The sequence below is a fragment of the Paenibacillus kribbensis genome (genome assembly GCF_002240415.1).
Taxonomy (GTDB): Bacteria; Bacillota; Bacilli; order Paenibacillales; family Paenibacillaceae; genus Paenibacillus; species Paenibacillus kribbensis.
Genome location: NZ_CP020028.1, coordinates 2,369,125 through 2,395,117, shown reverse-complemented (window position 1 = coordinate 2,395,117; position 25,993 = coordinate 2,369,125). Strand labels below are relative to the sequence as shown.

At 48.0% G+C, this 25,993-nt stretch carries 27 protein-coding genes and 1 pseudogene; 11 read left to right on the top strand and 17 right to left on the bottom strand.

Annotated features, from left to right (window positions below; all coding sequences use genetic code 11):
- Window positions 1–115 precede the first annotated feature (115 nt).
- The 3 genes from hydG to B4V02_RS10860 form a co-directional block, all read right to left on the bottom strand.
- On the bottom strand, window positions 116–1,528 hold the full coding sequence (hydG, locus tag B4V02_RS10870) for a [FeFe] hydrogenase H-cluster radical SAM maturase HydG (protein WP_094154777.1): 1,413 nt from the start codon (window positions 1,526–1,528) through the stop codon (window positions 116–118).
- A 52-nt stretch (window positions 1,529–1,580) separates the two neighbouring features.
- Complete coding sequence (hydE, locus tag B4V02_RS10865; protein ID WP_094154776.1) at window positions 1,581–2,597, bottom strand: [FeFe] hydrogenase H-cluster radical SAM maturase HydE; 1,017 nt, start codon at window positions 2,595–2,597, stop codon at window positions 1,581–1,583.
- Between the two features lie 323 nt (window positions 2,598–2,920).
- The gene (locus B4V02_RS10860; protein ID WP_094154775.1) at window positions 2,921–4,537 is read right to left on the bottom strand and encodes an alkaline phosphatase; all 1,617 of its coding nucleotides are present in this window, start codon (window positions 4,535–4,537) and stop codon (window positions 2,921–2,923) included.
- Between the two features lie 238 nt (window positions 4,538–4,775).
- Here B4V02_RS10860 and B4V02_RS10855 point away from each other — a divergent pair, with 238 nt between their 5' ends.
- Window positions 4,776–5,693: a LysR family transcriptional regulator gene (locus tag B4V02_RS10855; RefSeq protein ID WP_094154774.1), complete on the top strand. Its 918-nt coding sequence runs from the start codon at window positions 4,776–4,778 to the stop codon at window positions 5,691–5,693.
- 290 nt (window positions 5,694–5,983) lie between these two features.
- Here B4V02_RS10855 and B4V02_RS26110 read toward each other — a convergent pair whose 3' ends face one another.
- Together B4V02_RS26110 and B4V02_RS10850 are read right to left on the bottom strand one after the other, a co-directional pair.
- Window positions 5,984–6,124: a hypothetical protein gene (locus B4V02_RS26110; protein ID WP_167383753.1), complete on the bottom strand. Its 141-nt coding sequence runs from the start codon at window positions 6,122–6,124 to the stop codon at window positions 5,984–5,986.
- A gap of 119 nt (window positions 6,125–6,243) precedes the next feature.
- On the bottom strand, window positions 6,244–6,405 hold the full coding sequence (locus tag B4V02_RS10850) for a hypothetical protein (protein ID WP_179032724.1): 162 nt from the start codon (window positions 6,403–6,405) through the stop codon (window positions 6,244–6,246).
- Between the two features lie 261 nt (window positions 6,406–6,666).
- On the opposite strand from B4V02_RS10850, the gene B4V02_RS10845 reads away from it, so the two are divergent.
- Complete coding sequence (locus B4V02_RS10845; RefSeq protein WP_094154773.1) at window positions 6,667–7,437, top strand: YukJ family protein; 771 nt, start codon at window positions 6,667–6,669, stop codon at window positions 7,435–7,437.
- Window positions 7,438–7,636: 199 nt separating this feature from the next.
- On the opposite strand, the gene B4V02_RS26575 is transcribed toward B4V02_RS10845, so the two are convergent.
- Both B4V02_RS26575 and B4V02_RS10830 read right to left on the bottom strand, forming a co-directional pair.
- A complete protein-coding gene (locus B4V02_RS26575; RefSeq protein WP_244188494.1) occupies window positions 7,637–7,810 on the bottom strand; it encodes a hypothetical protein in 174 nt (57 codons plus the stop codon).
- Window positions 7,811–7,975: 165 nt separating this feature from the next.
- Window positions 7,976–8,794: a carbon-nitrogen family hydrolase gene (locus B4V02_RS10830; RefSeq protein ID WP_094154771.1), complete on the bottom strand. Its 819-nt coding sequence runs from the start codon at window positions 8,792–8,794 to the stop codon at window positions 7,976–7,978.
- A 175-nt stretch (window positions 8,795–8,969) separates the two neighbouring features.
- On the opposite strand from B4V02_RS10830, the gene B4V02_RS10825 reads away from it, so the two are divergent.
- From B4V02_RS10825 to B4V02_RS10790, 8 genes are all read left to right on the top strand, one after another.
- Entirely contained in the window at window positions 8,970–10,151 is a 1,182-nt protein-coding gene (locus tag B4V02_RS10825; protein WP_094154770.1) for a pyridoxal phosphate-dependent aminotransferase, read from the top strand.
- 240 nt (window positions 10,152–10,391) lie between these two features.
- On the top strand, window positions 10,392–11,600 hold the full coding sequence (gene proB / locus B4V02_RS10820; RefSeq protein ID WP_094154769.1) for a glutamate 5-kinase: 1,209 nt from the start codon (window positions 10,392–10,394) through the stop codon (window positions 11,598–11,600).
- Window positions 11,601–11,612: 12 nt separating this feature from the next.
- Window positions 11,613–12,905: a glutamate-5-semialdehyde dehydrogenase gene (locus B4V02_RS10815; RefSeq protein ID WP_094154768.1), complete on the top strand. Its 1,293-nt coding sequence runs from the start codon at window positions 11,613–11,615 to the stop codon at window positions 12,903–12,905.
- A gap of 39 nt (window positions 12,906–12,944) precedes the next feature.
- Window positions 12,945–13,811, top strand: a complete 867-nt coding sequence (gene proC / locus B4V02_RS10810) for a pyrroline-5-carboxylate reductase (RefSeq protein WP_094154767.1) — start codon at window positions 12,945–12,947, stop codon at window positions 13,809–13,811.
- The gene (locus B4V02_RS10805) at window positions 13,808–15,019 is read left to right on the top strand and encodes a 2,3-diketo-5-methylthiopentyl-1-phosphate enolase (RefSeq protein ID WP_094154766.1); all 1,212 of its coding nucleotides are present in this window, start codon (window positions 13,808–13,810) and stop codon (window positions 15,017–15,019) included. Before proC ends, B4V02_RS10805 begins: the two co-directional genes overlap by 4 nt.
- Window positions 15,016–15,693: a 2-hydroxy-3-keto-5-methylthiopentenyl-1-phosphate phosphatase gene (locus B4V02_RS10800; RefSeq protein WP_094154765.1), complete on the top strand. Its 678-nt coding sequence runs from the start codon at window positions 15,016–15,018 to the stop codon at window positions 15,691–15,693. The genes B4V02_RS10805 and B4V02_RS10800 overlap by 4 nt, the downstream gene beginning before the upstream one ends.
- Window positions 15,694–16,350, top strand: coding sequence for a methylthioribulose 1-phosphate dehydratase (locus B4V02_RS10795; RefSeq protein ID WP_094154764.1), 657 nt, complete (start codon window positions 15,694–15,696; stop codon window positions 16,348–16,350). It begins immediately after the preceding gene.
- Between the two features lie 72 nt (window positions 16,351–16,422).
- Window positions 16,423–16,776, top strand: a complete 354-nt coding sequence (locus B4V02_RS10790) for a winged helix-turn-helix transcriptional regulator (RefSeq protein WP_043891072.1) — start codon at window positions 16,423–16,425, stop codon at window positions 16,774–16,776.
- 65 nt (window positions 16,777–16,841) lie between these two features.
- Here the strand turns inward: B4V02_RS10790 and B4V02_RS10785 are convergent, their stop codons facing one another.
- Both B4V02_RS10785 and B4V02_RS10780 read right to left on the bottom strand, forming a co-directional pair.
- Complete coding sequence (locus tag B4V02_RS10785; protein ID WP_094154763.1) at window positions 16,842–17,369, bottom strand: NAD(P)H-dependent oxidoreductase; 528 nt, start codon at window positions 17,367–17,369, stop codon at window positions 16,842–16,844.
- Between the two features lie 263 nt (window positions 17,370–17,632).
- On the bottom strand, window positions 17,633–18,793 hold the full coding sequence (locus tag B4V02_RS10780) for an epoxide hydrolase family protein (RefSeq protein WP_094154762.1): 1,161 nt from the start codon (window positions 18,791–18,793) through the stop codon (window positions 17,633–17,635).
- A 111-nt stretch (window positions 18,794–18,904) separates the two neighbouring features.
- On the opposite strand from B4V02_RS10780, the gene B4V02_RS10775 reads away from it, so the two are divergent.
- Entirely contained in the window at window positions 18,905–19,759 is an 855-nt protein-coding gene (locus B4V02_RS10775; protein WP_094154761.1) for a helix-turn-helix domain-containing protein, read from the top strand.
- Between the two features lie 369 nt (window positions 19,760–20,128).
- Here the strand turns inward: B4V02_RS10775 and B4V02_RS10770 are convergent.
- The 8 genes and pseudogenes from B4V02_RS10770 to B4V02_RS10735 all read right to left on the bottom strand — a co-directional run.
- Window positions 20,129–20,264, bottom strand: a pseudogene (locus B4V02_RS10770) (transposase); the annotation flags it as partial.
- A gap of 41 nt (window positions 20,265–20,305) precedes the next feature.
- The gene (locus tag B4V02_RS10765) at window positions 20,306–21,079 is read right to left on the bottom strand and encodes an acetoin reductase (RefSeq protein WP_094154760.1); all 774 of its coding nucleotides are present in this window, start codon (window positions 21,077–21,079) and stop codon (window positions 20,306–20,308) included.
- 149 nt (window positions 21,080–21,228) lie between these two features.
- Entirely contained in the window at window positions 21,229–21,840 is a 612-nt protein-coding gene (locus B4V02_RS10760; protein WP_094154759.1) for a flavin reductase family protein, read from the bottom strand.
- 157 nt (window positions 21,841–21,997) lie between these two features.
- On the bottom strand, window positions 21,998–22,741 hold the full coding sequence (locus B4V02_RS10755; protein ID WP_094154758.1) for a hypothetical protein: 744 nt from the start codon (window positions 22,739–22,741) through the stop codon (window positions 21,998–22,000).
- Between the two features lies 1 nt (window position 22,742).
- On the bottom strand, window positions 22,743–24,017 hold the full coding sequence (locus B4V02_RS10750) for a multi-tm2 domain protein (protein WP_094154757.1): 1,275 nt from the start codon (window positions 24,015–24,017) through the stop codon (window positions 22,743–22,745).
- 45 nt (window positions 24,018–24,062) lie between these two features.
- Entirely contained in the window at window positions 24,063–24,530 is a 468-nt protein-coding gene (locus B4V02_RS10745; RefSeq protein WP_007430780.1) for a hypothetical protein, read from the bottom strand.
- The gene (locus B4V02_RS10740; RefSeq protein WP_094154756.1) at window positions 24,527–25,192 is read right to left on the bottom strand and encodes an RNA polymerase sigma factor; all 666 of its coding nucleotides are present in this window, start codon (window positions 25,190–25,192) and stop codon (window positions 24,527–24,529) included. The genes B4V02_RS10745 and B4V02_RS10740 overlap by 4 nt, the downstream gene beginning before the upstream one ends.
- A gap of 69 nt (window positions 25,193–25,261) precedes the next feature.
- Entirely contained in the window at window positions 25,262–25,990 is a 729-nt protein-coding gene (locus B4V02_RS10735) for a DnaD domain-containing protein (protein WP_094154755.1), read from the bottom strand.
- Window positions 25,991–25,993 lie beyond the last annotated feature (3 nt).

The following is a 25,993-nucleotide window of genomic DNA, read 5'->3' as shown; positions in this document are numbered from 1 at the left end:
CACAAAAGCAGTCGCGCTGATCCCCAACGCGACTGCTTTTTACTTTCCGTTCCATTATTTCTACTATAATAAGAATGTCTATAGCGAGAAAGGATGTTATTAAAAATATAATTTGCTAAAAATACAAATCGCGCTCGCCTGCTTCCAGCCGGTCAAGCCGATCAAGCGTCAAACGGCGAGTCGATTCACGCGGTATACGCTCCAGATTCTCTCGCAGGGCGGCGGCTCCCAGCTCACGTGCCTCTTCATCCCCATAATCCAGCAGATATTCCTGGAAGGTCAGCAGCGAATTCGGCTGGCACACATTGTGGATTTGTCCAGATTTGGCAAGCTCCATAAAGCGATCTCCGGTCCGTCCCTCACGGTAGCAAGCTGTACAGTAGCTTGGCATATACCCGCCTCGGCACAGGCTTTTGATAATTTCCACCGGAGAGCGATGATCCCCGACCTCGAACTGAGGCTTGTCGTCCTCCTCTTGTCTTGCATATGCCCCTACACCGGTAGCAGAACCAGCACTGATTTGCGATACACCCAAACCAATGACACGGTCCCTGAATTCCGACTCCTCGCGCGTAGACAGGATCATTCCAGCATATGGTACAGCCAGCCGTAGAACCGCTACAATTCTCATAAAATCCTCGTCACTCACCAGATACGGATAGCGTTCTGGGTCCACATTTTCAGCCGGACGAAGTCGGGGAACAGAAACCGTGTGAGGGCCGCAGCCAAACACTTCCTCCAGATGCTCCGCATGCTTAAGCATCGCTACCGTTTCATAGCGGAAATCGTACAAACCGTACAACACACCGATTCCCACATCATCTATGCCTGCACGCATGGCCCGGTCCATGGCGGTCGTATGCCAATCATAGTCCCGTTTGGGTCCTTGCAGATGATATTTGCGATAGCTTTCGCGATGATACGTCTCCTGGAACAAAATATACGTACCGATCCCGACCTCCATAAGCTTCCGGTAATCCTCCTCCGTCGTTGCGGCAATATTAACATTAACCCGTCGGATGCTCCCGTTGTCCACCTTTATATCGTAGATCTGACGCAAACAATCGACGATATAATCAATAGAACAATGGACCGGGTCCTCCCCTGCTTCCAGTGCAAGCCGTTTGTGCCCCATTTCCTGCAGCACCCTAACCTCCTCGGCCAGTTCCTCCGGTGTCAGGCGGCTGCGGGTAAAGCTGTCATTGGTATGCTTGTAGCCACAGTATTCGCAGTTATTGACGCAGTGGTTGCTAACATATAGTGGAGCGAACAGCACAATCCGATTGCCATAAATCTGCTCTTTAACCGCTCGCGATGATCTGAACATCTCTTCCAATAATTCAGGATCTTCCACATGCAAAAGAGCCGCCGCTTCACTCGCATTCAGTCCCCGGCAGGCTCTCCCCTTTTCTAGAATTTCCAAAATCCGATTTCGATCTGTCGCCTCTTGCTTCCCCTGCTCCACGGCCGCCATAATCTCTGCTTCATTAATAAAATCCGCCGACACTTTCTCCCGTACTCCACTCACGTATACCCATCTCCTTATTTATGGTTACTGCAATGTTTCCGTTATAGTCTCTCTAGGTTTCCTGTCTCACGAACTGTCGCTGGGCCTTTATACTGTCCCCCCGTCCCATGTCCACTTCAAACCCGGCTCCACGGATTCGCAGCTCCAGGCAATGTCGGCATTGAGCAGACTCATCGCCCAAGCATATTTTATTTTCATAAATCGCATACTTGGGCCTCACCGCCAGCGGGGACAAATTGGGCATAACCACATTCGCCCCCGCCTGAAGGGCCTTCTCCCTGCCTTGGGGGTGAATGGTCCCCATCGCCGTAGACGCCGGAATGAGCGCATCCGGAACAACCAAGCGAGACAACGAGACCATATCCAGCGCCTTTTCCATACTCCCCTGGCTGGCATCACGCAGCGGCGTATTGCTATGCGGTAAAAAGGGGCCAATCCCGATCATATCCGGGTTCAGGCAATGCAGATAGACCAGATCATCTGCCAGCTCACTGTTGGTTTGTCCCGGCAGCCCCACCATACAGCCGGCCCCGATCTGAAAGCCGATTCGTTGCAAAGCCAGCAGACGACTGCGCCTGCTTTCCATCGTCATGGTCGGATGCAGCCTGGCGTACAATTGAGCTGAAGCCGTTTCATGACGCAGCAAAAAACGGTCTGCTCCCGCCTCGTATAACAGCTCATACGTTTCATCATCCCGTTCACCAATAGACAGTGTAACCGCCACATCTGGGAAGCGGCTTTTAATGTCCCGAATCAGTTTCGTCAATCGGGCTGTCGTAAACCAGGTATCTTCACCGCTCTGCAGTACAAACGTCCGATAGCCCAGATCATATCCCTCCGCACAGCAAGCCAGAATTTCCTCCGGCCTCAATCGGTAGCGATCTGCCTGTTTGTTCGAAGCACGCAGCCCACAGTACATGCAATCCTGACGGCATATACTGGAGAATTCAATTAAGCCCCGTAAAAAAACACCCTTGCCGTAACGCTCCATTTTGGTGCGAGCTGCCAGCTCTCGTAATTGAGCCCGCACGATCGGATCTTCATCCAGACGTGTCAGCAGCCCTGTCATTTCCGTATGCGTCCATTTCTTGCCGTCAGCCAGACGCAGTAATAATTCGTCCGTGACTCATCCCTTCTTCCCTTGTCCATCCGGACTTCAATTCGTCAGCAGCTTGTATCGTACATGTATAATTCTAGCAACATCAGCGGAGATATAACGTGATTAGTTTCACAAAATATCCCATTTTCTAATTCCTGCTCCGCCCTCTGCCTCAAAAAATACATAATTACCTAAGCACAAAAAGCGGCACAAAAAGCAGTACAAAAAGAGGCCAAAAAAGCTGTCTCCTCCTTTTTAGGGAAGAAACAGCTCTGTTGATCGTTCTGTTTATTTTATTGAATCAAATCAATCGCCTGCTGTGGTACAAAATAATCAACACCGTTAAACACAACTACACCGTTGAGCGTGGAATTTTTACCATTTAGCGTAGCGATGTTTTTGTATACCGGAAGCTCCAGCTTGGTGCTGCCCTTAGTCACCGTAATGACTTTCGTATCCGCCGTAAATTTGGCTCCTTTCGCTTCAAAAGCCGTTTTCGCAGGGACAAACAACTGCTTGCTAACCGTATCCAAGTCCAGTCCGAGTACACGTGTCATATATTTATTGACATCCGTGTTGTCGATTACACCGGATGGACGGTCTCCATTTGGCGCATACGTGTACAACACAACATCACCACCTGTATGTCCTCCTGTCGTCCAGCCAATATTCGCACGTTTACTGATCATCGGTCCGACGGCATAGTTCATGCTGCCTTCTTTGGCTTCTTTGATTGCTTTTACTTCTTCGTCCGTCAAATCCGTAATACCAAAATACGTCGACAACACTTCTTTAATGTTGCTGCGATCTGCATTCAGCTTGGCTTCCAATCCTTCGCCCGTCAGCTTCGCTTTTTTCAGTGGGTCTATAAAAGAAGCTAAAGGCGTTTTGTCATAATTGCCTGTGGTATTGCTGCTGCCAATCGTCAATCCACCGTTTCCGTGGTCTGTTACGGCTACAACAACCGTATTTTGGTTCTGCTTGGCGTAGTCCAAAGCGACCTTCACCGCATCGTCAAACGAAAGCACATCACTGATAATACCTGTTGGGTCGTTTGCATGCGCTGCCCAATCCACTTTACTGCCTTCGACCATCAAAAAGAAGCCTTTATCGTTTTTGGACAGCACATCAATCGCTTTCGTCGTCATTTCTGCCAGACTAGGCTCCTTCGAAGCATCACGATCCAGATCGTACGCAAGGGCTTCCGGAGCGAAGCTGCCCCAAAGCTTGCTTGAAGTTGATTTCTTTAACCCTTCAGGTGTTGTGACAAAATCATAGCCCTGGTCTTTAATTTGCGCAATCAAATCCTGCCCGTCCTTACGTTCGGATGCTTCCAGGAACTTGCCCCCGCCACCTAGCACAACATCAACACCGTTATAAGCTTGCTGCATACTGAGTGCATCATAATTTTTACGGTCAGGGTAATGGGCCGTGAAATCAGCCGGAGTGGCGTGCATAATCTCCGAAGTAGCAATAATCCCGGTAGACTTGCCTGCCAGTTTGGAAGCCTCGAGAATGGAGGCTACAGGCTTCTTGGCGTCGCCTGCTGCGATAGGCTGTTGTTCGGGCATGGTTGCTTCGTCCGGAAGAACACCTACATAGCCCGTATGTGATTTATGCCCTGTGGCAAAAGCAGTTCCCGCCGGAGCAGAATCTGCAATCGGAGCATCTGCAGAATGTGTGCGCACCATACCGCTTGCCATGCTGTCCAACGTTAAGGAAGAGCCTTTATACCATCTAGCCAGTGCAGTGGCGTCATTAGCCATACCATCGGGAATCAGAATAATTACATTTTTAATCGAGTTGTCTTTCTCAGCCGCCATCACCGTACCACCGCTAGCTGCTAACATCATCGTTGCTACGAGTGCAGCTACCGATTTTTTTGTATGTATTCCCCAACATTTTAGCATTCATTTTCCTCCCAGACCCTTTATTATCCAACCAGAACTAAGATTAAATGTATTTTGTCAAGAGAATGTTAAGGGAGCTGTCTATCTATATTAAAAGTCCTATTTGTGAAAATAACGCTTCATCTATATAACAGTTGTGACACATGAAAAGGATTGGGATTGGGAATTTGATTTGAATATTGTATAATCAGTCTATGATGTAATAGGTAAATCTTATAAGAAAAGGAGCCCAAAATCGATGGAGTTCAGACAGCTTCAATATACCCTGCAAATTGCAGCGGAAAAAAACTTCTCGCGCGCAGCAGAAAAGCTGCATATTGCCCAGCCTTCGCTGAGCCAGCAATTGTCCAAACTGGAAAAAGAACTCGGGGTGCTGTTATTTCAACGCAATACAAGCACGGTGGAATTGACGCATGCAGGCGCAAGCTTTGTAGAAAAAGCCAAAAAAATCGTCGATGCAGTCGAGCAGCTCCGGCAGGAAATGGACGATATTTCCCAGCTCCGCAAAGGGAAGGTCGTCGTGGGCAGTATGCCGATTACGGGCTCTCATTTGCTGCCACATGTATTGCCTGTCTTCAAAAAGGCTCATCCTGACATTGAAATCGTGCTGGTCGAGGATTCATCCATGAATCTGGAGAAAAAAACAGCCAGTGGAGATACTGATCTCAGCCTGCTGTCACTCCCATTAGTAGAGCCTACACTTTCCTATGTGCCTATCGGTGAAGAATGGATTGATCTCGCCGTTCCCCCGGGTCACTCTTTAGCCTTGCGTAAAATCGGTGACCAGCCACAGCCTGTGCATATGGAGGAGCTAAAAGACGAGCCTTTTGTCGTTCTGAAAAAAGGACAGGGATTTCGCAAGCTGACGATGGATTTGTGCCATCAGGCAGGCTTTGAACCTCATGTGGTGTTTGAAAGCACCAACATGGAGACCCTGCAATCACTCGTAGCAACAGGTATGGGAGTGACACTCGTCCCTCGTTTTATCGCCCGGGCCGCCAGCAGCGAATTTGTCCCGGCTTTACTGCCCCTGGCCAAACCGACACCAAGCCGTACCTTAGCCATTGCTTACCGCAACGGACGTTATCTGTCCAAAGCTGCCGAAGCTTTTATTGATACTTTCCGGGAAACGGTCAAGCAACTTTCTCAAAAGTAGCTGCGAATATGACAAGGACCGCCTTCCTCCCCGGCCAAAGCCAGAAAAGAAGACGGTCCTGGGGGCTCCCCCCTATTATTGCATTCCCAATATGAGTGCATGGGTTCAAAATAAATACTTCAACCTCGTTCAGCCTCGCCTGATTACCCTGCATTTGCTCGGAAACTCCACTTTATCCATCGCACATCACTTCTTTCCTTAAGGTCTCAAGCTCTGGTTTCCCAACAAAGTCCTACCTTAGTTCCAATGTGCTGTGTGATCCCAAAGTGCCTGTCCTCGCCTGTTCGTGATCAGGATTGCCCTAAATCAGGGGGACTTTTATCCTGAGCATAGCCCATTTCGTAATTGTTGCCGACAACCTGTCTGTTCAAACCTTTCGGCCGTGACAGGCCATCCCTGTTCGCCAGTTCGGATCTACTTTGGTTATCCATCGTTATCAACCTCCTGGTGTCGGGATACTATTATAGTACACCTATAATCTGTATCTGAAACAGGTGTCGACAACCTTTTTATCGGGAAGCACCAAATGCTTCCTGTATCTCGGCTTCACTCATCTGTGTCTTAAAGACCTGCTTTTCGTTACACTCAACACAAATTGAAGCTTGATCCTATCGGGCCCCGCTCCTCCCACAGGCGTAACATCCAGCACCTTCACATACGCCTGCTCACCGTTTGGACAATCTCCATACGCCTTGCTTGACCATTTGTTCATTCATTAGCTCTTGCAATTCCGTTGGCGACACCTGATCCCTCCACCTGGATCGTCTGGAGAAACAGGGGTAACCCTTAAATCGTGTTTTCCTATTTGCACTGTCACTATTGGACAGAAGGCATGGGGTTCCAGGTAAATCCAATAAAATGAGACATTTTTCTATTAATGTCAATTAAATCACACACAAATGCAATTGAATAATCCTGCTCACTACAGAGAAAAATATTTAGGTGCAATAAATCACATATTTGGAGGTAAAACATGTCTGATTCAAGAAGAAATTCGAGAAGAGGTTCAGGCTCAGGCGCAAATTCAAGATATGGTGTATTAATCGGCCGCGTCATTGACATTCGTAAAGATCCGGAAAGTGACCAGTCTCCCCACTACAATATCGTTGTCGAGGCGGATCATGGGAAAAAATATAAGCTCCCCATCAACGTTCAGTCTATCGATCCGGACCTTCCCCGGTCGCTTTATTACAGCGACGAAAACTATAATGCACAAGCCATTACCATTTTGCCAACGATGAACTCCGGTTTTCATGACATCAATTATCATCAGAATGTAAATGCAGACATTGCCGTCGATTTCATTCGCAGCGGGTTATTTGATCCCAATAAAATGGAGATTGTGCCTTTTACAGCTCCCGGTGAAAACAATGACTTATACGATTTTATTGATAAATACATGCACAAGGCGCTGAATAATGAGGATGCGACCATTTACGCTTATGGTACGCATTTTACGGGAAACGGCCTTGGCGTTCACAACATCCATATGAATCAAGGGAACAGCAAATATTCACCGGAGGAAAATGACATTTTCCATGACGGCTGTTTTCTGGTCCATTTCACAGCGGAAAATAAATGGATTGCTTATTTCTTGGCCTTTCAAAGCCAGTCATGGTGCACAGACGATCACGGGAAACCGCTGCAAGGTAGCATCGATCAAGACGGGCATCCTCTGGGAGCATGCAAATACAGTACTGTTCAAGTCGAGCTGCAAAGAGATGAGCCTGTCCCCGTAGGATAAGTGTCAGATCGCCATCACATCCTGAGGCTCTGCCCGTCATCATTTGCCTGCACCTCATATTCTGTATTGTCGTTCCTTATAAATTCAGTATGGAAGGCAGTATCCGGCACCACAATATGTTTTGGCACATACAAACAAACCGGAAAATCAGGAGCTTTAACCTGTATTTTGCCGGTTTCGTTTTGAGCATAGAGTTGGTTCACACAAAATTTTGCAACTTTGGAGTATTCAATTGCCAGATTATCAGCCGATTTTGTGTCAAAACCATCACTTCCTTTAAAGCCTTATCCAGCTCGCCAATCGACGTCAGCATAATGATCTGGTTGTTCAGGATTGTCGTGAGCATATCCGCCGCATTTTCCAGATAGACCAATTGGCCTCCGCCATAGACAGCGTTAACAACGCCTCCTGTACGGAACCCATGGCAAAACAATACCCGTTATAGGCGACATACAGCCCAAGTCAGACGGTGAAAAACTTGTTCCTTGAGCATGAAATGTTCCTTCTATTTATGCAGGACGACTAAACAGAACGACGTTTATCGGTCATACAAGGAGGGGCGACGATCCTCAAATACCGGGATACGCCCACGCACATCCTGCACCAGGGCTGACTCTATCGTTCCTGTAACAATCTCCTCCTGCTCTCCGCCCTCGGCAACAATCTCTCCCCACGGATCAATGATGAGGGAATGTCCAAAGAAATCGGTGTCTCCGCTGCGGCCAACCCGGTTACAGGCAATGACATACATTTGATTTTCAATGGCACGTGCGGTCAGCAGGGTACGCCAGTGATGGAGCCGGGGATGAGGCCATTCCGCGGGTACGATCATCAGGTTGGCGCCAGACAAGGCTAGACTGCGGGCCAGTTCGGGAAAACGGATGTCATAGCAGATCGAAGCACCAGCCTGAATCCCGCCATCTAGCGTGAACAAAACCTTTTCCTCACCAGACTGCAAATATTTTTCTTCCTCCATCAGACGGAATAAATGAATCTTGGAATACGAAGCCACCTCGGCTCCTGTCCGGTCAAAAACAATCATTGTATTGTACACATGACCATCGCTTTTTTTCTCTGCAATCGACCCGGCGACCACGTTCACCTGATGGGCCGCGGCGAATGCAGCTATCCATTCCCGGGTCTCTGCCCCTTCCTTGTCCGCCAGCTCATGAATGCGATCCAGGGCATAGCCCGTGTTCCACATTTCCGGCAGGATCATCAGATCCGGCTTGTCTGCGGCTGTTGCCGCCTGTTCCATTAAAGTACGCATATGACTACGGTTTTCTGATGGATTTCCAAGTTCAATATGAGCCTGTATAAGTGCAACACGGAACGGCTGAGCTTCATGATTCGTCAAAATCGTTCATCCTCCCTGTAACCGGAGCATACGATGACTGCTGGTCCGGTATTTTCCCCCATCATAGCCCGATCTCGCTTTAGCACGCAACCATATAAACTCAATTCCCCCTATACAACTCGGTAAAATCATGATAGATTAATCCTCAAACTATTCCAAAAGGTCGTGTGAATGCATGAGTCATTTTTCCATTCCCTCCGCGGACGTGATGAAACAGCTGCCCACTCAATTTTTTGCCACACTCGTACAAAATGTAAACCGTGAAATTGCGGCGGGGCATGATGTCATTAATCTCGGACAAGGGAACCCGGATACACCCACCCCGCCTCATATTGTAAAAGCCTTGCAGGAATCAGCGGACAACCCGCTTTATCATAAGTACTCGCCTTTTCGCGGCTATGGCTTTCTCAAAGAAGCTGTAGCCCAGCGCTATCAGGAGGATTACGGTGTGACGCTCGACCCGGAAACCGAGGTCGCCATCTTGTTTGGCGGAAAAACAGGCTTGGTGCAATTGCCGCAAATCTTGCTCAATCCTGGCGATGTATGCCTCGTGCCTGATCCCGGCTATCCGGATTACTGGTCTGGCGTAGCCTTGGCTAAAGCGGAGATGTCTTTTCTTCCATTGAAGGAAGAAAACCGTTTTCTGCCCGATTACGAAGCGATCTCTGAAGAAGACCGCCGCCGTGCCAAGCTGATGTTCCTTAACTATCCGAACAATCCGACCTCGGCAACTGCCCCGCTTTCCTTCTACGAGGAAACGGTCGAATTCGCACAGCGCAACGGGATTGTGGTTGCCAGTGATTTTGCTTATGGTGCGATCGGCTTTGACGGCGAACGCCCGGTCAGCTTTCTCCAGGCCGAGGGGGCCAAGGACGTAGGCATTGAGTTTTATACTTTGTCCAAAACCTACAATATGGCGGGCTGGCGCGTCGGCTTTGCACTCGGCAATGCCGAAATCATCTCCATGATTAACCTGCTGCAGGATCATATTTATGTCAGCTTGTTTGGAGGCATTCAAGCAGCAGCGGCAACAGCTCTGACATCCTCGCAGGATTGCGTAGGCGAACTGGTGGCCCGCTATGAATCGCGCCGCAACGCTTTTTACGATGCACTTGAGCACATCGGCTGGAAGGCGAAGCGCCCACAGGGCTCCTTCTTTAGCTGGCTGCCTGTGCCGCCGGGCTATACTTCAGCCTCCTTTGCCGATCTGCTGCTGCGTGAGGCCAAGGTAGCCGTCGCACCGGGGGTCGGCTTCGGCAGTGGAGGCGAAGGATATGTGCGGGCAGGGCTGCTAAGCTCGGAAGCCAGGCTGTCTGAAGCGGCTGAGCGAATCGGCAAGCTGAATCTGTTTCGTTAAGCCGTATTTTCCAGCGACAACTTCTTTGCCAAACTCGACCTTTTCGTGGTATTCTGTATCCAATATCATTTAGCGCGTTGAAGGGATTATTAAGAGAGGCCCATCCTGTTCAGAGAGTAAATTCCGATAGGCTGCAAGAATTTACCTGGATTCTCTCCCAACTCCTACCCCCGAGCGCCCTGCGCAATCAGGCGGTCCCTGCCGTTAACAGGTCTCAAGTGGGATGATCATGAATCATCAATGAAGGTGGTACCGCGGAAGTATAAACTTTCGTCCTTTGCATACAAAGGATGGAAGTTTTTTTGTATTACAAAAAGAGCACAGATTAAGGAAGTGGACGTCTTGTCGACACGTATCGTCATTAAAATCGGAAGCAGCTCCCTGACTGGAGTGGAAGGTGGCTTGAACCGGGAGGCCATCGCCTTTTTTGCCCGGGAAATCAGCTTGCTTCGTGCAAAAGGCCATGAAGTGCTGCTGGTCACATCAGGCGCGGTAGCCGCCGGGTTCCGGGAGATCGGGTACCCGTTTCGCCCTAAGCTGCTGCATGAAAAACAGGCGGCAGCGGCCGTTGGTCAAGCACTTCTCATGCAGGCCTATCAGCAGGCTTTTAAAGATTTTGACCTGGTAAGCGCGCAGATTCTGCTGACCCGCAGTGATTTTTTGAGCCGCAAACGGATGAACAATGCCGGAATGACCGTGGAAGAGCTGCTGCGCCAGCAGATTATCCCGATCTTTAACGAAAATGACACCGTATCGATTGACGAATTGAAATTCGGCGATAACGATATGCTGTCTGCACTGGTTGCCAATCTGGTCAAAGCCCAGCATTTGATCATCATTACAGATACTGATGGCGTATATACGGCAGACCCGCGCAAACATCCGAACGCCGTACGCTTTGAACGTATCGACGAAATTACGGAGGAGATTTATGCACTCGCTGGAGGCTCCGGCTCAGCAGTAGGTACGGGCGGCATGCGATCCAAGATCGAAGCTGCCAAGGTAGCTACGCGTGGTGGTGTGCCTGTGTATGTAGGACGTGTCAGTGCTAACGGCGATCTGGACGCAGCCGTCGAAGGACACGGGCCGGGAACTTATTTTGACACCCACCTCTCTTCACTGCCGATGAAAAAGCAATGGCTTGGTTTTATGTCCACCCCTCTGGGTACAGTGCATGTAGACCATGGGGCTGAGGAGGCGTTGGTACACGGGGGACACAGTCTGCTTCCCGTTGGCGTACGGCGTGTCGAAGGCAGCTTTCATGCCGGGGATGTCGTAGAGGTGCTGGGGCCGGAAAATAAGGTGTTAGGGCGCGGCATCGTCAATTATGACGATGAACAGCTTCGAATCGTACAAGGATTACCCAGCGGCGAAGTTGTGGGCAAAATCGGTCCCATTCACCGGCTTGAGGTGATCCACAGGGATGAATGGATTACACTATATATGTAGGGAGGCCATAACATGAGTAAATTAACGACGAACACAGCTGCAACAGAGGAAAACCAGTTCAGTGAAGTACGGGCCAAAGCGACTTTGGCCAAAAAAAGTGCCGGAGCCATGAACCGACTGACAACAGCACAAAAAAATAAAGCATTGCTCGCTATGGCAGAGGCATTGGTGAGCCATACGGAAGAGCTGATTGCAGCGAACAGTGACGATTTGCAGCGTGGACGTGAATTGGGAACGTCGGAATCGCTGCTCGACCGTCTCAAGCTGACCGAGGAGCGAATCGGGGCTATCGCCGAAGGACTGCGCCAAATTGCCGAGTTGCCGGATCCAGTCGGTGACATGCTGGAACAGATCGAACGTCCTAACGGTCTACGGATTGAGAAAATACGTGTGCCGCTGGGTGTCATTGGCATCATATATGAAGCCCGTCCGAATGTAACGGTAGATGCTGCGGGCCTGTGCCTGAAAACAGGCAATCCGGTTGTGCTGCGCGGTGGTTCGGCGGCCCTCGCCTCCAACCGCAAAATCATTGAAGTGCTTCAGCAGGCGCTGGACACAACAGCCGTACCCCGCGAGGCGCTTCAACTGATTGAAGATTCAGACCGCGCCTCCGTCAACGAAATGCTCACCTTGAACGGTCTGCTGGATGTGATTATCCCACGTGGTGGGCGTTCGCTCATCCAAAACGTGGTTCAAAACGCTACTGTGCCTGTCATTGAAACCGGCGCTGGCGTATGCCATACGTATTTGGACGCTACGGCGGATACACAGATGGCGGAAGCCATTACGCTGAACGCCAAGGTGCAAAGACCGTCTGTGTGCAACTCGATGGAAACGCTGCTCGTCCACGCCGATTTTGCACAAGCACACTTAACAAGCTTGGCAGAACGCTTCCGTGATGCTGGCGTTGAGCTGCGCGGCTGCGCACGGACGCGTGCACTGGTTCCCTGGGCTGTTACAGCCACGGAGGAGGACTACGGCACAGAGTACAATGATTACATTATGAACGTCAAGGTGGTAGACCATCTGGACGAAGCACTTGAGCATATTGCCCGTTACGGCACGTTGCACTCGGAATGTATTGTCACCGAGGATAAAGCCCATGCCGAACGTTTCCTTCAGGAAGTGGATGCAGCAGCTGTATATCACAATGCCTCCACCCGCTTCACAGATGGCTTTGAATTCGGGTTTGGCGCTGAGATCGGGATCAGCACCCAAAAATTGCATGCCCGCGGCCCTATGGGCCTGCCTGCGCTGACTTCAACCAAATACCGTGTGTACGGTACTGGACAAATCAGGGAATAATATTATAAATCAATCCGTATTCTTGGAGGTTATGAATTCATGTGTGAATCACAGTCAAAGTTTTTAATTAACGAGCAAATTACGTTTTTCGGCGCAGGCTCCATGGCAGAGGCTATCATTCGCGGAATGACGGCTCGTTCCGTTGTCAAACGTGGCGGCATTACTGTCATTAACCGCAGTAATCAGGCGCGCCTTGAAGAACTCCAGCAGCAATACGGGGTGCTGTTCCAGACAGAGGAAGCCGCGAAAACCGAGCTGCTGCGCCGTTCTCCAGTCATCGTGCTTGCCATGAAGCCCAAGGATGCTGCCGCGGCACTGGGACAGCTCGGCCCGCTCCTGTCAGAGGATCAGCTGATCATTTCGGTCATCGCCGGATTGTCCATTCGTACGATGCAAACACTGCTAGGCCGCAAGCAGCCGATCGCACGGACGATGCCCAACACCTCCAGCTCGATTGGGCTGGGAGCGACAGGCATCAGCTTTTCCAAGGAGATCAGCGAAGACCAGCGTAAGAATGTGCTCACCATGTTCGAGTCTGTAGGTACGGTGACTGTGATAGAAGAAGAGAAAATGGATATTTTGACCGGGATCTCCGGAAGCGGTCCTGCCTATATCTACTATTTGATGGAAGCCATGATTGCGGGTGGAATTCGTGGTGGCTTGACCCCTGAGCAAGCGCACGAGCTGACAGTCCAAACCGCGCTTGGGGCGGCACGTATGGTACAACAAACCGGAGAGGAGCCTTCTGCTCTGCGTCACAAAATCATGTCGCCCAATGGCTCGACGGTGGCCGCTTTGGAGACACTGGACAAAGGAGATTTCTATGAAACCGTAATTGCGGCAGTGCAGCGTTGTGCTGAACGATCCCGTGAGATGGGAGCTGTACTAAAGGAGGGAATTGAATGAGCTATTGCTTGGCGACCTACCGGGTATACGATGACAAAGCCGATTTTAATAAAAAGGCCCAATCCATTGCCATCGGCATGACGGTGGGCAGCTGGACCGAGCTTCCGCAAGCCAAGCGGGATGAGATGCAAAAGCATCTGGGCTCGGTTCAATCCGTGGAGGTTCATGATGGAGGCCCCGGTGAACGTTATGCCGATCTGACCATCGCTTACCCGGACGTCAATTTCAGCCGGGATATTCCCGCGCTGCTGGTGACCGTCTTCGGCAAAATTTCGATGGACGGTCGAATCAAGCTGACGAAGCTGGGCTTCTCGGAGACGTTCCGTTCCGCTTTTCCGGGACCGAAATTTGGCATTGAGGGCTTGCGTGAGCGACTCGGCGTGTTTGATCGCCCGCTGCTTATGAGCATTTTCAAATCGGTGATCGGTCTGAATCTGGACGAGCTGAGCGAGCAATTTACCCGACAGGCTCTCGGTGGCGTTGATCTGATCAAGGATGACGAAATTTTGTTCGAAAATGCCTTGACACCGATTGAAAAACGCGTCGAAGCCTGCATCAAAGCCGCCGAGGCGGCTGAGCGTGAAACCGGTAAAAAGCTGCTGTATGCAGCGAATTTGACCGGACCCACCTCACAGCTCAAGGCGCAGGCCCTCAAAGCTATCGACGCAGGCGCGAACGCGCTGCTGTTCAACGTGCTGGCCTACGGCTACGATGTACTGCATGAGCTCAGCAGCGATCCTGCTGTCTCCGTCCCCATTGCCGCCCACCCTTCATTGGCGGGTGCTGTCTATCCGTCGCCGCATTACGGTATTTCGGCGTCCGTGCTGCTCGGTCAGCTGATGCGGCTGGCTGGCGCTGACCTCGTGCTCTTCCCTTCTCCTTACGGCTCAGTGACGATGCCGCGAGAGGAAAACATGGCGATCCGCGATGAGCTGATCACCCCGGAGCTGTCGCTAAAGGCCAGCATGCCTGTTCCCTCCGCAGGAATTCACCCCGGCCTGGTGCCGTTCATTGTGCGTGACTTTGGCACGGACGTTGTGGTCAACGCCGGGGGTGGCATTCATGGTCATCCGATGGGTACCGAAGCTGGCGGACGCGCTTTTGTGCAAGCGATTGAGGCGGTGCAGCAGAATGTACCGCTGGCAGAATACGCCCGCTCTCATGCTGAGCTGCAATCCGCACTTGATGTGTGGGGAGGCGAACAATGAGTTCATCCAAGAAACCCGTCATTTTTTGCGACTTTGACGGGACGATTACGAATAGCGACAATATTGTCGCTATCATGAAGCATTTTCAGCCTGCGGGCTATGAGCCCATCATGCATCATATCGTAAACGGACATACCTCCATTCGTGAAGGCGTAGGTGCCATGTTTGCCCTCATGCCTTCGGTGCAAAAGGACGAAATCATCTCATATGTACTTGGACAAGCGGGTATACGCGAGGGCTTTGCACGTTTTTTGGACTATGTACGGGAGCAGCAGATTGAATTTTTTGTCACCAGCGGCGGCATCGATTTTTTTATTGATCCATTGCTTAAACCCTTCGATATTCCGCAGGATCACATCTTTTGCAACGGAGCGGATTTTTCCGGGGACAATATCCAGATTACGTGGCCGCATCCATGTGAGAAGCCGTGTACAAATGACTGCGGCATGTGCAAAACGACCATCATTCGTCAATACCCTGCCGAACAGTACGAACAGATCTTGATCGGCGACAGCCTGACGGATTTTGAAGGAGCCAAAATTGCCGACCTCGTGTACTCCCGCTCGCACCTGACATTAAAGTGTCAAGAGCTTGGCGTACCGCATGTACCCTTTGAAACATTTGACGACATTATCGAGGATTTAAAGCAAAAACAGAAGCAAGGGGTGCTGTAAATGAGCTTTAGCTGGACAGACATTACATTGGAAGAAAAACGCCGCGCATTGGAAGAACTCGCCGATGTCAAGGAGCTATTTGCATCTCGCAACTGGTTCCCCGGCACGAGCGGCAATTTGTCGATCCGCATCGGTGATTTTCAGCCCGAACAATTTTATTTTGCAGTTACCGCCAGCGGCAAGGACAAGACAAAGCGGACAGCGGAAGATTTTCTGTTTGTTGACCCATACGGGAAAGCCGCCGAAGCAACCAACCTCAAGCCGAGTGCCGAAACACTGATTCATTGTGAAATTTACCGCCTGACAGGCTGCGGAGCCGTTTTCCATGTGCATACCGTGTTTAACAACCTGATTTCCGAGTATTACGGGGAGCAGGGCTCTGTACCTGTGCAAGGAATCGAGCTGATTAAGGCTTTTAACATTTGGGAAGAAAATGCTGCCATCCACATTCCTGTGCTGCCGAATTATGCCGATATCGCCTCGATTGCCAAGCTGGTGCCGGGTGTGCTGAATGAGCGGGTTCCGGGGATTTTATTGCGTAATCACGGCATTTATGCGTGGGGACGTGATGTATTTGAAGCTAAAAAGCATCTGGAGGCGTTTGAATTTTTGTTTGAAACGACGTATCGCTCCCTGCTGCTAAAAAGTTCAAGATGAAAAATCCCCCCCCTGCGACATAATGTCCTCTCCGCTTCATATCCTATTCTTATCGAAAGGAGAGTGTAGCTTGTGCCTGAAACCTGTGTTCCCACTGGCGTGAAACTAAAAGATACTGGCTTTGGATACACGTTATCCTTAATAGGCGGTAAATATAAAATGATCATTATGTATTGGCTTTCCGAAAATAAGGTTATACGATTTAATGAACTGCAGCGATGTATCGGTACCATTTCCTTTAAAACGCTAAGCCTCATGCTAAAAGAACTGGAGGCAGATGACCTGATCATACGCACGGAATTTCCCCAGGTACCTCCTAAAGTTGAATATTCATTATCTGAACGTGGTCTTTCGCTAATTCCTATTCTAGACATGATGTGTGAATGGGGTGAAAAAAACGCAGACCTTGATTTAGACACGATATGAAGAATGAATAATAATTTCACAAAAAAAGGAAGCACCCTATACGGATGCCTCCTTTTTTTTGTTATTTACATGTGATCGATGAAGTTTAAATAGGCTTGTGCACTTTTTTCAATTGTTTCAGCCGTGGGTTCAAATTCAGCACCGTATGAAGCAAAGAACGAACGGTAGTCTGCTTTACAATAAATAGCGGTTGTTTTGAAAGGTACTAAAATTTCCTCCAAGGTATGCTTGCATCTACCGTTCTCGCTGTAATCTTCACTTTTTACACCAACTGATACAGCCAAAGCAATCTTACGATCTTTTAGTTTATCTCCTTTCGATCCGTAAGCCCAGCCGTAAGTAAATACATCATCTAACCACTTTTTAAGGAGTGGAGGGCAGTTAAACCAAAAAATAGGGAACTGCAAAACAAGTTTATCATGACTCTCAATCCATTTTTGTTCTCTTTCCACATCAATATTTCCATCAGGGTAAGCCTTATACAATTCGTGAACTGTATACTTTTCCGGGTATTTTTTGAGCTCTTCTACCCAGCGTTTATTAATGATAGATGTCTCTATACTTGGATGTGTTACGATAACAAGAGTTTTCAAAGCGATGTCCTCCTTGAGTTCTATTTATTTGTCCTCTTGAGTATAGAGGTCACACTATAAATAAAAAAGTACGCACTTTTATTACAGGTACTATCATAAAGGTAAGTATCACTTCATTGTATTGAACCGATGAGGGTAACTGCTTATCGTAGACCTAGGAAAGTGCGACGCAAATGGTCGACCCACTTGTCCGGAATATCCTAGGGTATGAAACGTCCCTATTATTAAATCCAGTCAATGTGTGGTTGGATCTTGATTAATTATTAATTTTTATTTTTCGCTCTAAAAGGCTTGTAGAAGGCACGAATCTCCTGGGCTAAAAGCTCTGGCTCTTCCATGGCGGTAAAATGTCCGCCACGAGCCATTGAAGTCCAGCGAGTTATATTTAGGTTGCGTACTGCCCATTCTTTAGGCGGTAACAATATATCTGCTGGGAATAATGCAATTCCGGTAGGTACTTCTATGTAGCCCAATGGCGGCAAAGAATGTGAATTTTCATAATACATACGTGTTGATGATCCAATTGTGTTAGTAAGCCAATAAACCATTATATGCGTAATCAGCTCATCCTCGCTAAATATTTGCCGGAGGTTACCATTACAATCACTCCAAGCACGGAATTTTTCAATAATCCAGCCAGCTAAGCCTACTGGTGAGTCAGAAAGTCCATAAGCAAGAGTCTGGGGGCGTGTCGATTGAAGTGACATGTACCCCCCCTCAAGGGAAATCCATTCTAAAGCATTTTTCTTGTATTGCAGCTCTTCTTCTGAAAGTGTTACCTGCTCATGTGATGTGAGGAGATTTCTTATAATACCAATATCAGTTAGGTGGATTCCAAATAAAAGTTCAGGATGGTTTGATGCCAGATATCTTGTAACACCGGAACCAATATCCCCACCCGCAGCAGCAAATTTTTTGTATCCTAATTCTTTTGTCATTAATTTAGCCCACATCTCGGAGACACGAAAATTGTTGACGCCAGAATGGTCAGGGCGACTGGAGAACCCAAATCCAGGCAATGAAGGGACAATTACATCAAAAGAGTCCTCAGGGTCACCGCCGTGGCTGACTGGATCAGTAAGAAGAGGGATGATTTTTTGGTAACGAAGGTAACTGTCTGGCCATCCGTGAGTAAGAATGATCGGCAAAGGGTTAGGTCCTTTACCACGCTCATGAACGAAGTGCACATCAATCCCATCGATATTGCAGCAAAACTGGGAAAAGCGGTTCAACTGAGATTCTTGTGTGCGCCAATCATACTGGTCCCGCCAATACGAAACGAGAGATTTCAAATAATTTAATTCAGTTCCTCGATCCCAATCCGAGTCTTCTAATTGATCTGGCCAGCGGATGTGATGTAGTCTGTATTTTAGATCATCAAGGATTTCATCAGAGATGTGAATATGAAAACGTTCAACTGCCATAACGTTTCTCCTCCTTTTTTGTTGTGTTGCATCGTAATGATATCCCTTGAACTTCTGTGGTACAATGCTATAAATGAAGCATCTAACTATACTATTTGATAGGTGACTACTATGCCACAAATTGACAGGTATAAAAACCGTTCCGTGAATATTGAATTTGTCGCAGTGGAGGACTTTAGTAATCTTCCTTATCCGGGGCGTTTTACTCTAATTTTAGTTACGTCTGGAACAATGAGTGGGATATTAAACGAACATCCAATATCTATTGTCGCTCCGGGTGTCCTTTGCTTGGCTGAAGATGATGATATACAAGTCATTGAGAAGCATAACGTAGCTGCGCAATCCTTTAGTTTTCACCTAGAATTTCTTAACACAATAACTCTTTCCGAAACGCAGGGTTACTTTCCAACTGGTCCGAGAATACAAACAGGTCTTTCACTTTTTCAACGTGATCATCTATATTTTGGTGTACCTCGTGTAACGGAAAAAGCATATCCACATTTATTTGAATGGTTTTTTGTACTTGGTACAGAAGTACAGGCGCAAAGCGATACACGCTGGGTATGCAGAATAAAAAAGTACCTCATCCAAATTTTGGGGTTGCTTGAGGATCTAAATCGGAATAGTGAACGGTCGTCCGTTGATTTAGCGTTAGAATATATACACGCTAATTACCTAAGAAAGATTTCTTTGGAAGATTTGACGAATTGTGCTCATTTGAACCGTGTAACTCTTAATAAATTATTTCAGGAAAGATGTGGAAATACAGCAATAGGTTACTTACTTTCATATCGTTTGAAAGTTGCGTGTGATCTTCTAACACATACAGGTATGAAGCTTAATGAAATTGCACGCGCTACTGGATTTGAGTATGACACTTACTTTATCAAGCAATTTAAAGCTAAAAAAGGGATCTCACCTACAAAGTATAGGACCATCTCTCGTAAGTTTGCCACTACTCAATAGAAGATAAGGACTGATCTATTTATAAACTTTTCATGTGAATCATTGTTCTGGGGAATATTAGCTGCAGTGACATTCGTAATCTACAGTATCTAGCCGCAGAGATTAATGAGGAAGTTCGATACACTGTTAATACGGCATGGGGAATGCTTATTAGGGGTAGCATGCTATTTGTTGTTTTCAGACCTTGGAATCTAAATGGACTGAGCAATATGTATGCTTATATGACAATGGGTATCATTGTTCTATTTGGAACAATACCATCTATACATTTTTTTGAGAGGGAATTAAGAGAATCGGTGCAACGAAAGGAAGCCTTTTATCTTCAATTGAACCACCGGGAATGACACATAAGAAAGGATTATGGATGTCATGTTTGGCGAAGATCATGAGGGCACTCTTCCCCTTGAGGTATTCCATGAAGCTCGATACGCTCATCTTCGGTGGAATGCTCCCAGCATATGAATATGATCTGGCATGAAGCGCCCTCGATGATCTCTACACCTTTCTCTTTGTGAAAGCAAATTCGATATTTTAAAATCTAATGTATCAACGATAAACCAGACCACCATCCGTGAGAATGGCTTGACCTGTAATATAATCCGAATCATCCGAAGCCAAGAAAGATACTAGATTGGCGACATCTTCAGGCGTTTGATATCTTTTGAGGGCAATTTCCGAAGAAAACTTCTCAAATGCTTCCCCCGGTTTTAGGTCGTCGCTATACTTAACCATTTCTTCGTCAATCCGATCCCACATCTTCGTTTTTGCAACACCGGGACAATATGCATTTACTGTAATTTTATATTTAGCCAGTTCCTTAGCGGCCGAGTGGGTAAAGGATTTCACAGCATGCTTGGTCGCAGAATATGTGCCGAGCATTTCAAAGGATTCGTGGCCTGCTATACTACACGCATTAATGATTTTTCCTTTGGCTGCTTGCTTAATAAATTGATTGGCGGCGGCTTGAGTACCAAAAACGACGCCATTTACGTTGATTTTGAATAGTCTGTTCAGTTGTTCTTCTGTAATTTCCAAAAACGGAGCAACCGCGTCGATTCCCGCATTGTTAACAAAAACGTCCAAACGACCAAATTGATCGACCGCTTCTTTGACCAGATTGAATTGGTCCTCACGTTTAGATACATCTCCTTTAACTCCGATAACATTAAAGTTCTTTCCTTTGAGTTCAGAAACCGTTTCGTTCAGCAACGCTTCATTGATGTCATGAAGTACAACACTGAAACCATCTCTGCACAGCCTCTCTGCGATACCTTTTCCTAATCCGCCTCCAGAATCCGTAACGATTGCAACCTTGCTCATAACCAAGATCCTCCTTTGATGAGAAAATTGTATTACGAACTTCCCACATTAACTATAATACTTGTTCAAAAGAAAAGTATTCGGACTATATTTATACGCAACAATGGACAGAGTATTCACTAGTACTTAATGCTATAAAAAAACGCCCCCTATTGGGGACGCTCCAGCTTGAATTGCTCACCCAGCTTCGCATAGTCGTTTCCGGCCAATCGGCTCACCGGACGCAAATTTTTGGCAATGACATAGGTGTTTTGATACGCTTCCTCGGATAAGTGATACTGCACCACGCGCCCGATCAGCAGATCACAGGCCGGTGCGTTCTCCGTACCTCCCAGCGGTATTGCCCGCTCCAGGACACATTCCATCCGTATTTTCGCTTCGCTCACACCCGGAACCGCAATTTTTGTACTTTGGATCGGCGTTAGTCCTGCTAACATAATTTCACTCTCATCCGGCGACAGACGAGAAGCCGTCACATTCACTGCGCCTACATTGTCCTCATCTGTGATATGTACGACAAAAGCTTTTTGCTCCATCGCATTGCGCGCTGTATCTTTGGACACTCCGTCCACACGTTGTACGGATACGGACAGAAGCGGCGGCTCGGAGGCTACGATGGAAAAATAACTGAACGGGGCTCCATTCAGCACTCCTTCGCTGCTCAACGTCGTTACAAAGGCTACCGGCCTTGGGATAATGCTTCCGCTTAACAGTTTATAATTTTCACGCGCTGTAAGCGTATCAGGATTTAACGATATCATGTTTTTCCTCTCTTTCCAGGTACATTCGTAGTTGTATTCAATTCACTTACTTCAAGTTTACCCTAAGATCACATACACTGAATGAATCCACAAGGGCTTCTCCTTTAAAGTATCGCTTGAATGATGCAGAATGTAAAGCTGGAGCCGGAAGCACTCCCTATTCCCCGATAATATTCCCATGGCTATCACGTACAGTAACCGCAATTCCCTTGGGAACTGCAATCGTAACGTCAAGCTGCTGCCGATCCTGCATAAAACGTGTCGGAATTTGGCCGAGCAGCACATATAACGTATCTCCAATTTGCTTTGTCTGATATAGCTCTTGTCCTTTGAATTCGTTCACGTTGCCTGTATATACATAGCTTCCAAACACATGCACCTCTGGTGAGGTGGTTGCATCAATTTTGACCGCATACGGATTTTCTCCCTGCACAATCACCTTGGTCACACCGGCAGGCATTTTCTCATGCCAATCAGGGAGAAGCCTTGTTTCCTGCACAGAACCCATCATTTCCCTGACTTGAGTAGTAAGTCCCAGTGAGCTGACCAAAGCAAATCCGATACAGAAAAAAACCAATACGGCCGTAATGAACATACTGAACAAATCATAACGAATGCGCTCACGTGTCCCTTTCCACGCTGTATACATTAAAATCTCCAATCCCAGCAAAACAAATACGACAGGCCACCAGGTCAATATCTGCTCCAGGGTGCCTGCTCCCCAAAACTTGGAGGCACACGTTATGCCGCCTAACAGGACAAGAAAAAGTCCCATTGAAAGCCTCCCGACCTTCCATACCCCTGCTGAAGCAGTTGATGTCTTGTTAGAGCTTGTCCCGTCACTAGGAGAATGATGGACTCCCTTCATGGGAGCCTCACTCTTTGAAAATTCAGTATCCATTCTATCGCTTCTCCTTTGCCCGTTTCGTTTTGGAATTACCGATCATCATCCAAATACCACCGCCGATCAACAAGAAGGATACAATAATTGTTCGTAAATATGTGTCGACGATATTGTAAATCTGCCCTTCTGGAAACAGGCGATCCAGCACAGGAACCAGGATGTTAATCAGGATGTAATAAGCACCCAGCGCCAGCAATCCCAAGCCTACCCACCGATGATATTGTGCAAACATGCCGATGACAGGCTTGTCAATCAGTGGTTCCCGACCATAACGGCTTACTTGCTGCAACGCATCAAAAAAGCTGTAAAACCAGATGACCGGAATCAGGAACAAAAAGAGCGAAAGATGCAGCACATCCAGCACATAGATTCCTCCTAAAAACAGCAGCATGAGCTGAAGCCCCCGTTTTTGCAGACCGATATACATATGACCGGCACCGGGAAATACGGATAAAATGGAAGCCAGCATTTTACTGCGCCGCCCCTCAACTCTTCCATGCTCCAGTTCCTCAAACAAAGTCCGGTCCTGAAGAATTTCTCCTGCTTGCTTGCGATGTACAAGCTGCACCGCATCAAACATGCAATACAGCCAAATAATCGGCAACACGCCTGCAAACGCCATAAATCCAGATTCGTTTGTAACACTGGTAATAAAGATGAGAATCACTCCAAAGCCAAAGAAGGACATCAGAAAAGACAAGCCACGCTGCATTAGCCCCAGATGAAGGTGCCCCAATCCCGGGATGAACGATAGCAATATGGTGAAAAAACGTTCATTATCCGACCCTTTTGGGTAAGCGGGCGAACCTGGCGCCCCGTAGTATCCTTGCTCATAAGGATTATAACCTGGACCATAGCCTACTCCTGCTCCCGGTACATCCGTATTTGTATCTGTTGCACCTTCCGATGCTTCTCCCGCCAAGCCTTCACCTTCATAAGATACATGCTGAGCGTAAAAGCCATACGGGTTCGGACCTGTATGAGAAGGATGCGGAGGATATGGAGCAACAACTGTACGAGCATCATTACGCAATAAGCTGATCATGATATGCAGCATACTCAATCCCCACACAAGAGTGGCCACAAAAATACTAGCCAAAAAAGGCCCTTCGTCCCTCGCTACCACCGCAAGAAAAAAACCTCCCGCCAGACATCCAAAAAACAAAATGGTATATACAAACGCATTGGCTTTGCGCTTCCAGTAATAGTGTCCTACACCAGGGATGATATTCAGCAGAAATGCCAGCAGTTTGCTTCGTTCTGTATAAGGCACAGCTACACTTCCTTTCTAATCTTGGGATATTGCCAAATCCGAATTTTAGGGTTTTAATTTGTCGAGCCAGCTTGTCGTAGCTCGCATGACCTCTTCACTGTAAGAGACGCGTTCTTTTGAAGGAATCGGCTTTCCGTTGTTTTGCAGCATTTTGTCAAAAGCACCACTGGACAGCAAGATCAAGGTCAGGCTTGCCGCTATAACATAGTGAAACACAGGCTTTTCAAACCAGCGACGCTTGTTAAAAATGACTTGACTCGCTTCTGCGTCTATATCGGAAAGAACGGCCATGACTCTGTCTGTGAAGTGCTCCGCATTTATCTGGGCAACATGATCTTCTAAGGTCGGTTCCAGTTGCTCCAGTGCAGCAAGATATACATCCAGCGCCTGTTCGTCTTCCAGCAAAAGCTTTTCCAGCCGCTCAGACTCTTCTAACGTGCAAGTTCCTGTTATATAAGCATGCCAATCCTTTAATTGCCCTTCCATCCACGGTTTATCCTGTTGTTCAGTCATTGCCATTCCTCCTCCTTCCAGTGATTTCGAATCCATTGCCGTGCCCGGTAAAGCCTGGACTCTACCGTTTTTAAAGCTACCTGCGTCTCATCCGCAATTTGGTCATAAGTTTTGCCCTGCATATAATAGGCTCGAATAATATCCCGATGCTGCTGGGGCAACTGGGCGATTTTTTCCGATAGTTCTACATTGCGTTCCTCGCGGATCAGGCGCGACAGCATATCCTCATCCCGGGAAGGGAACTGTACGAGCGTTTGTGCAACGTCTACGAGCTCTGTGGGCCGCCTGTCCTGTTTGCGCTTGATATCCAGCGCTTTGTGGAGCGCAATTCGGCTCAGCCACGTTTTGAAACCTTCGTTCCGGTACTGGGGGAGAGACTTATACACCTGAACGAACGCTTCCTGTGCGGCATCTTCCGCTTCCTTACTGTCATGCAATACCGAATAGGCGATATGAAACACATGCTTGCTGTACAGTTCTACGATCTCACGGAACGCCTGCCGATCACCAGACCGGATTCGCTCAATGATTCTCTCTATATCAATGACGCTCTCCCCCTTCCCAATACTATAGACGTCAGAGAATTTTCTCCCCCTGCATATTTTTTTAAAAATATTTAAAAAGGACACACCCTCCAACCGGAGTGGTGTGTCCTCTATCATTAAAGCCTGCTTGCTCGCTTTAATTTTCTGCTTAATTGTTATGCACAGGCGATGACACAGACCGCTGCTTTAGCTGCGTCCGCCACCACGGAATCGCTGGGCGTATTCTTTGGCATCCTGTGCATTGCGCACACGGTTTCGACTCCACTCCAGCAATATGCGGTCTATATATCGGAAGTGCACCTTTCCTGCAAACACCGCTTCCTTCAAAGCCAGCAAAATCAGCTCTTCGGGATAACGATCCTGATCCATCCAACTGTTGATCGTCTCGTATTCCATCGGTGACAGCGGCCGACCAAATTCTTTCTCGAAAATCGTGAACAAATTTCGTTCTTCTGTAGGCAAAGATTGCGTTGTTCCATTCTGAATCTCAGGTTGCCCGGCAAACAAAAAGTCGTCCTCATCGTCTGGCTCCGTACGCTCGGCAATCATACACTCCGCCAGCTTACGATACAGTCCCGTCAAATTGTAGCGTTCAAATTGTACGGATGAGCTACGGTCCTCCACAGAATCAATTCGCAAAAAGCCTTCTTTCGTCAGCTTGCTGAAATAGAGCGCGATTTCGTTCGCAGTACATCCAAGACGGGCCTGTAACTGCTCCCATGTTGGAAATTCATTACGTTCCGCCTGTTTAAAAGCAAGTAGCTGCATCAGCAGCAGCATTTCACCATCCGTCAGCCGAAGCGTCCGATAATGCTTGAGCAGGGCGTAGGGAATCTGGACCATTCCGGCTTCCATAGCAAAGGCTGCTCCCTCCGCCCACCCAGCCGCAGATGTCTTGTCGAATGATCCGGTCATCGG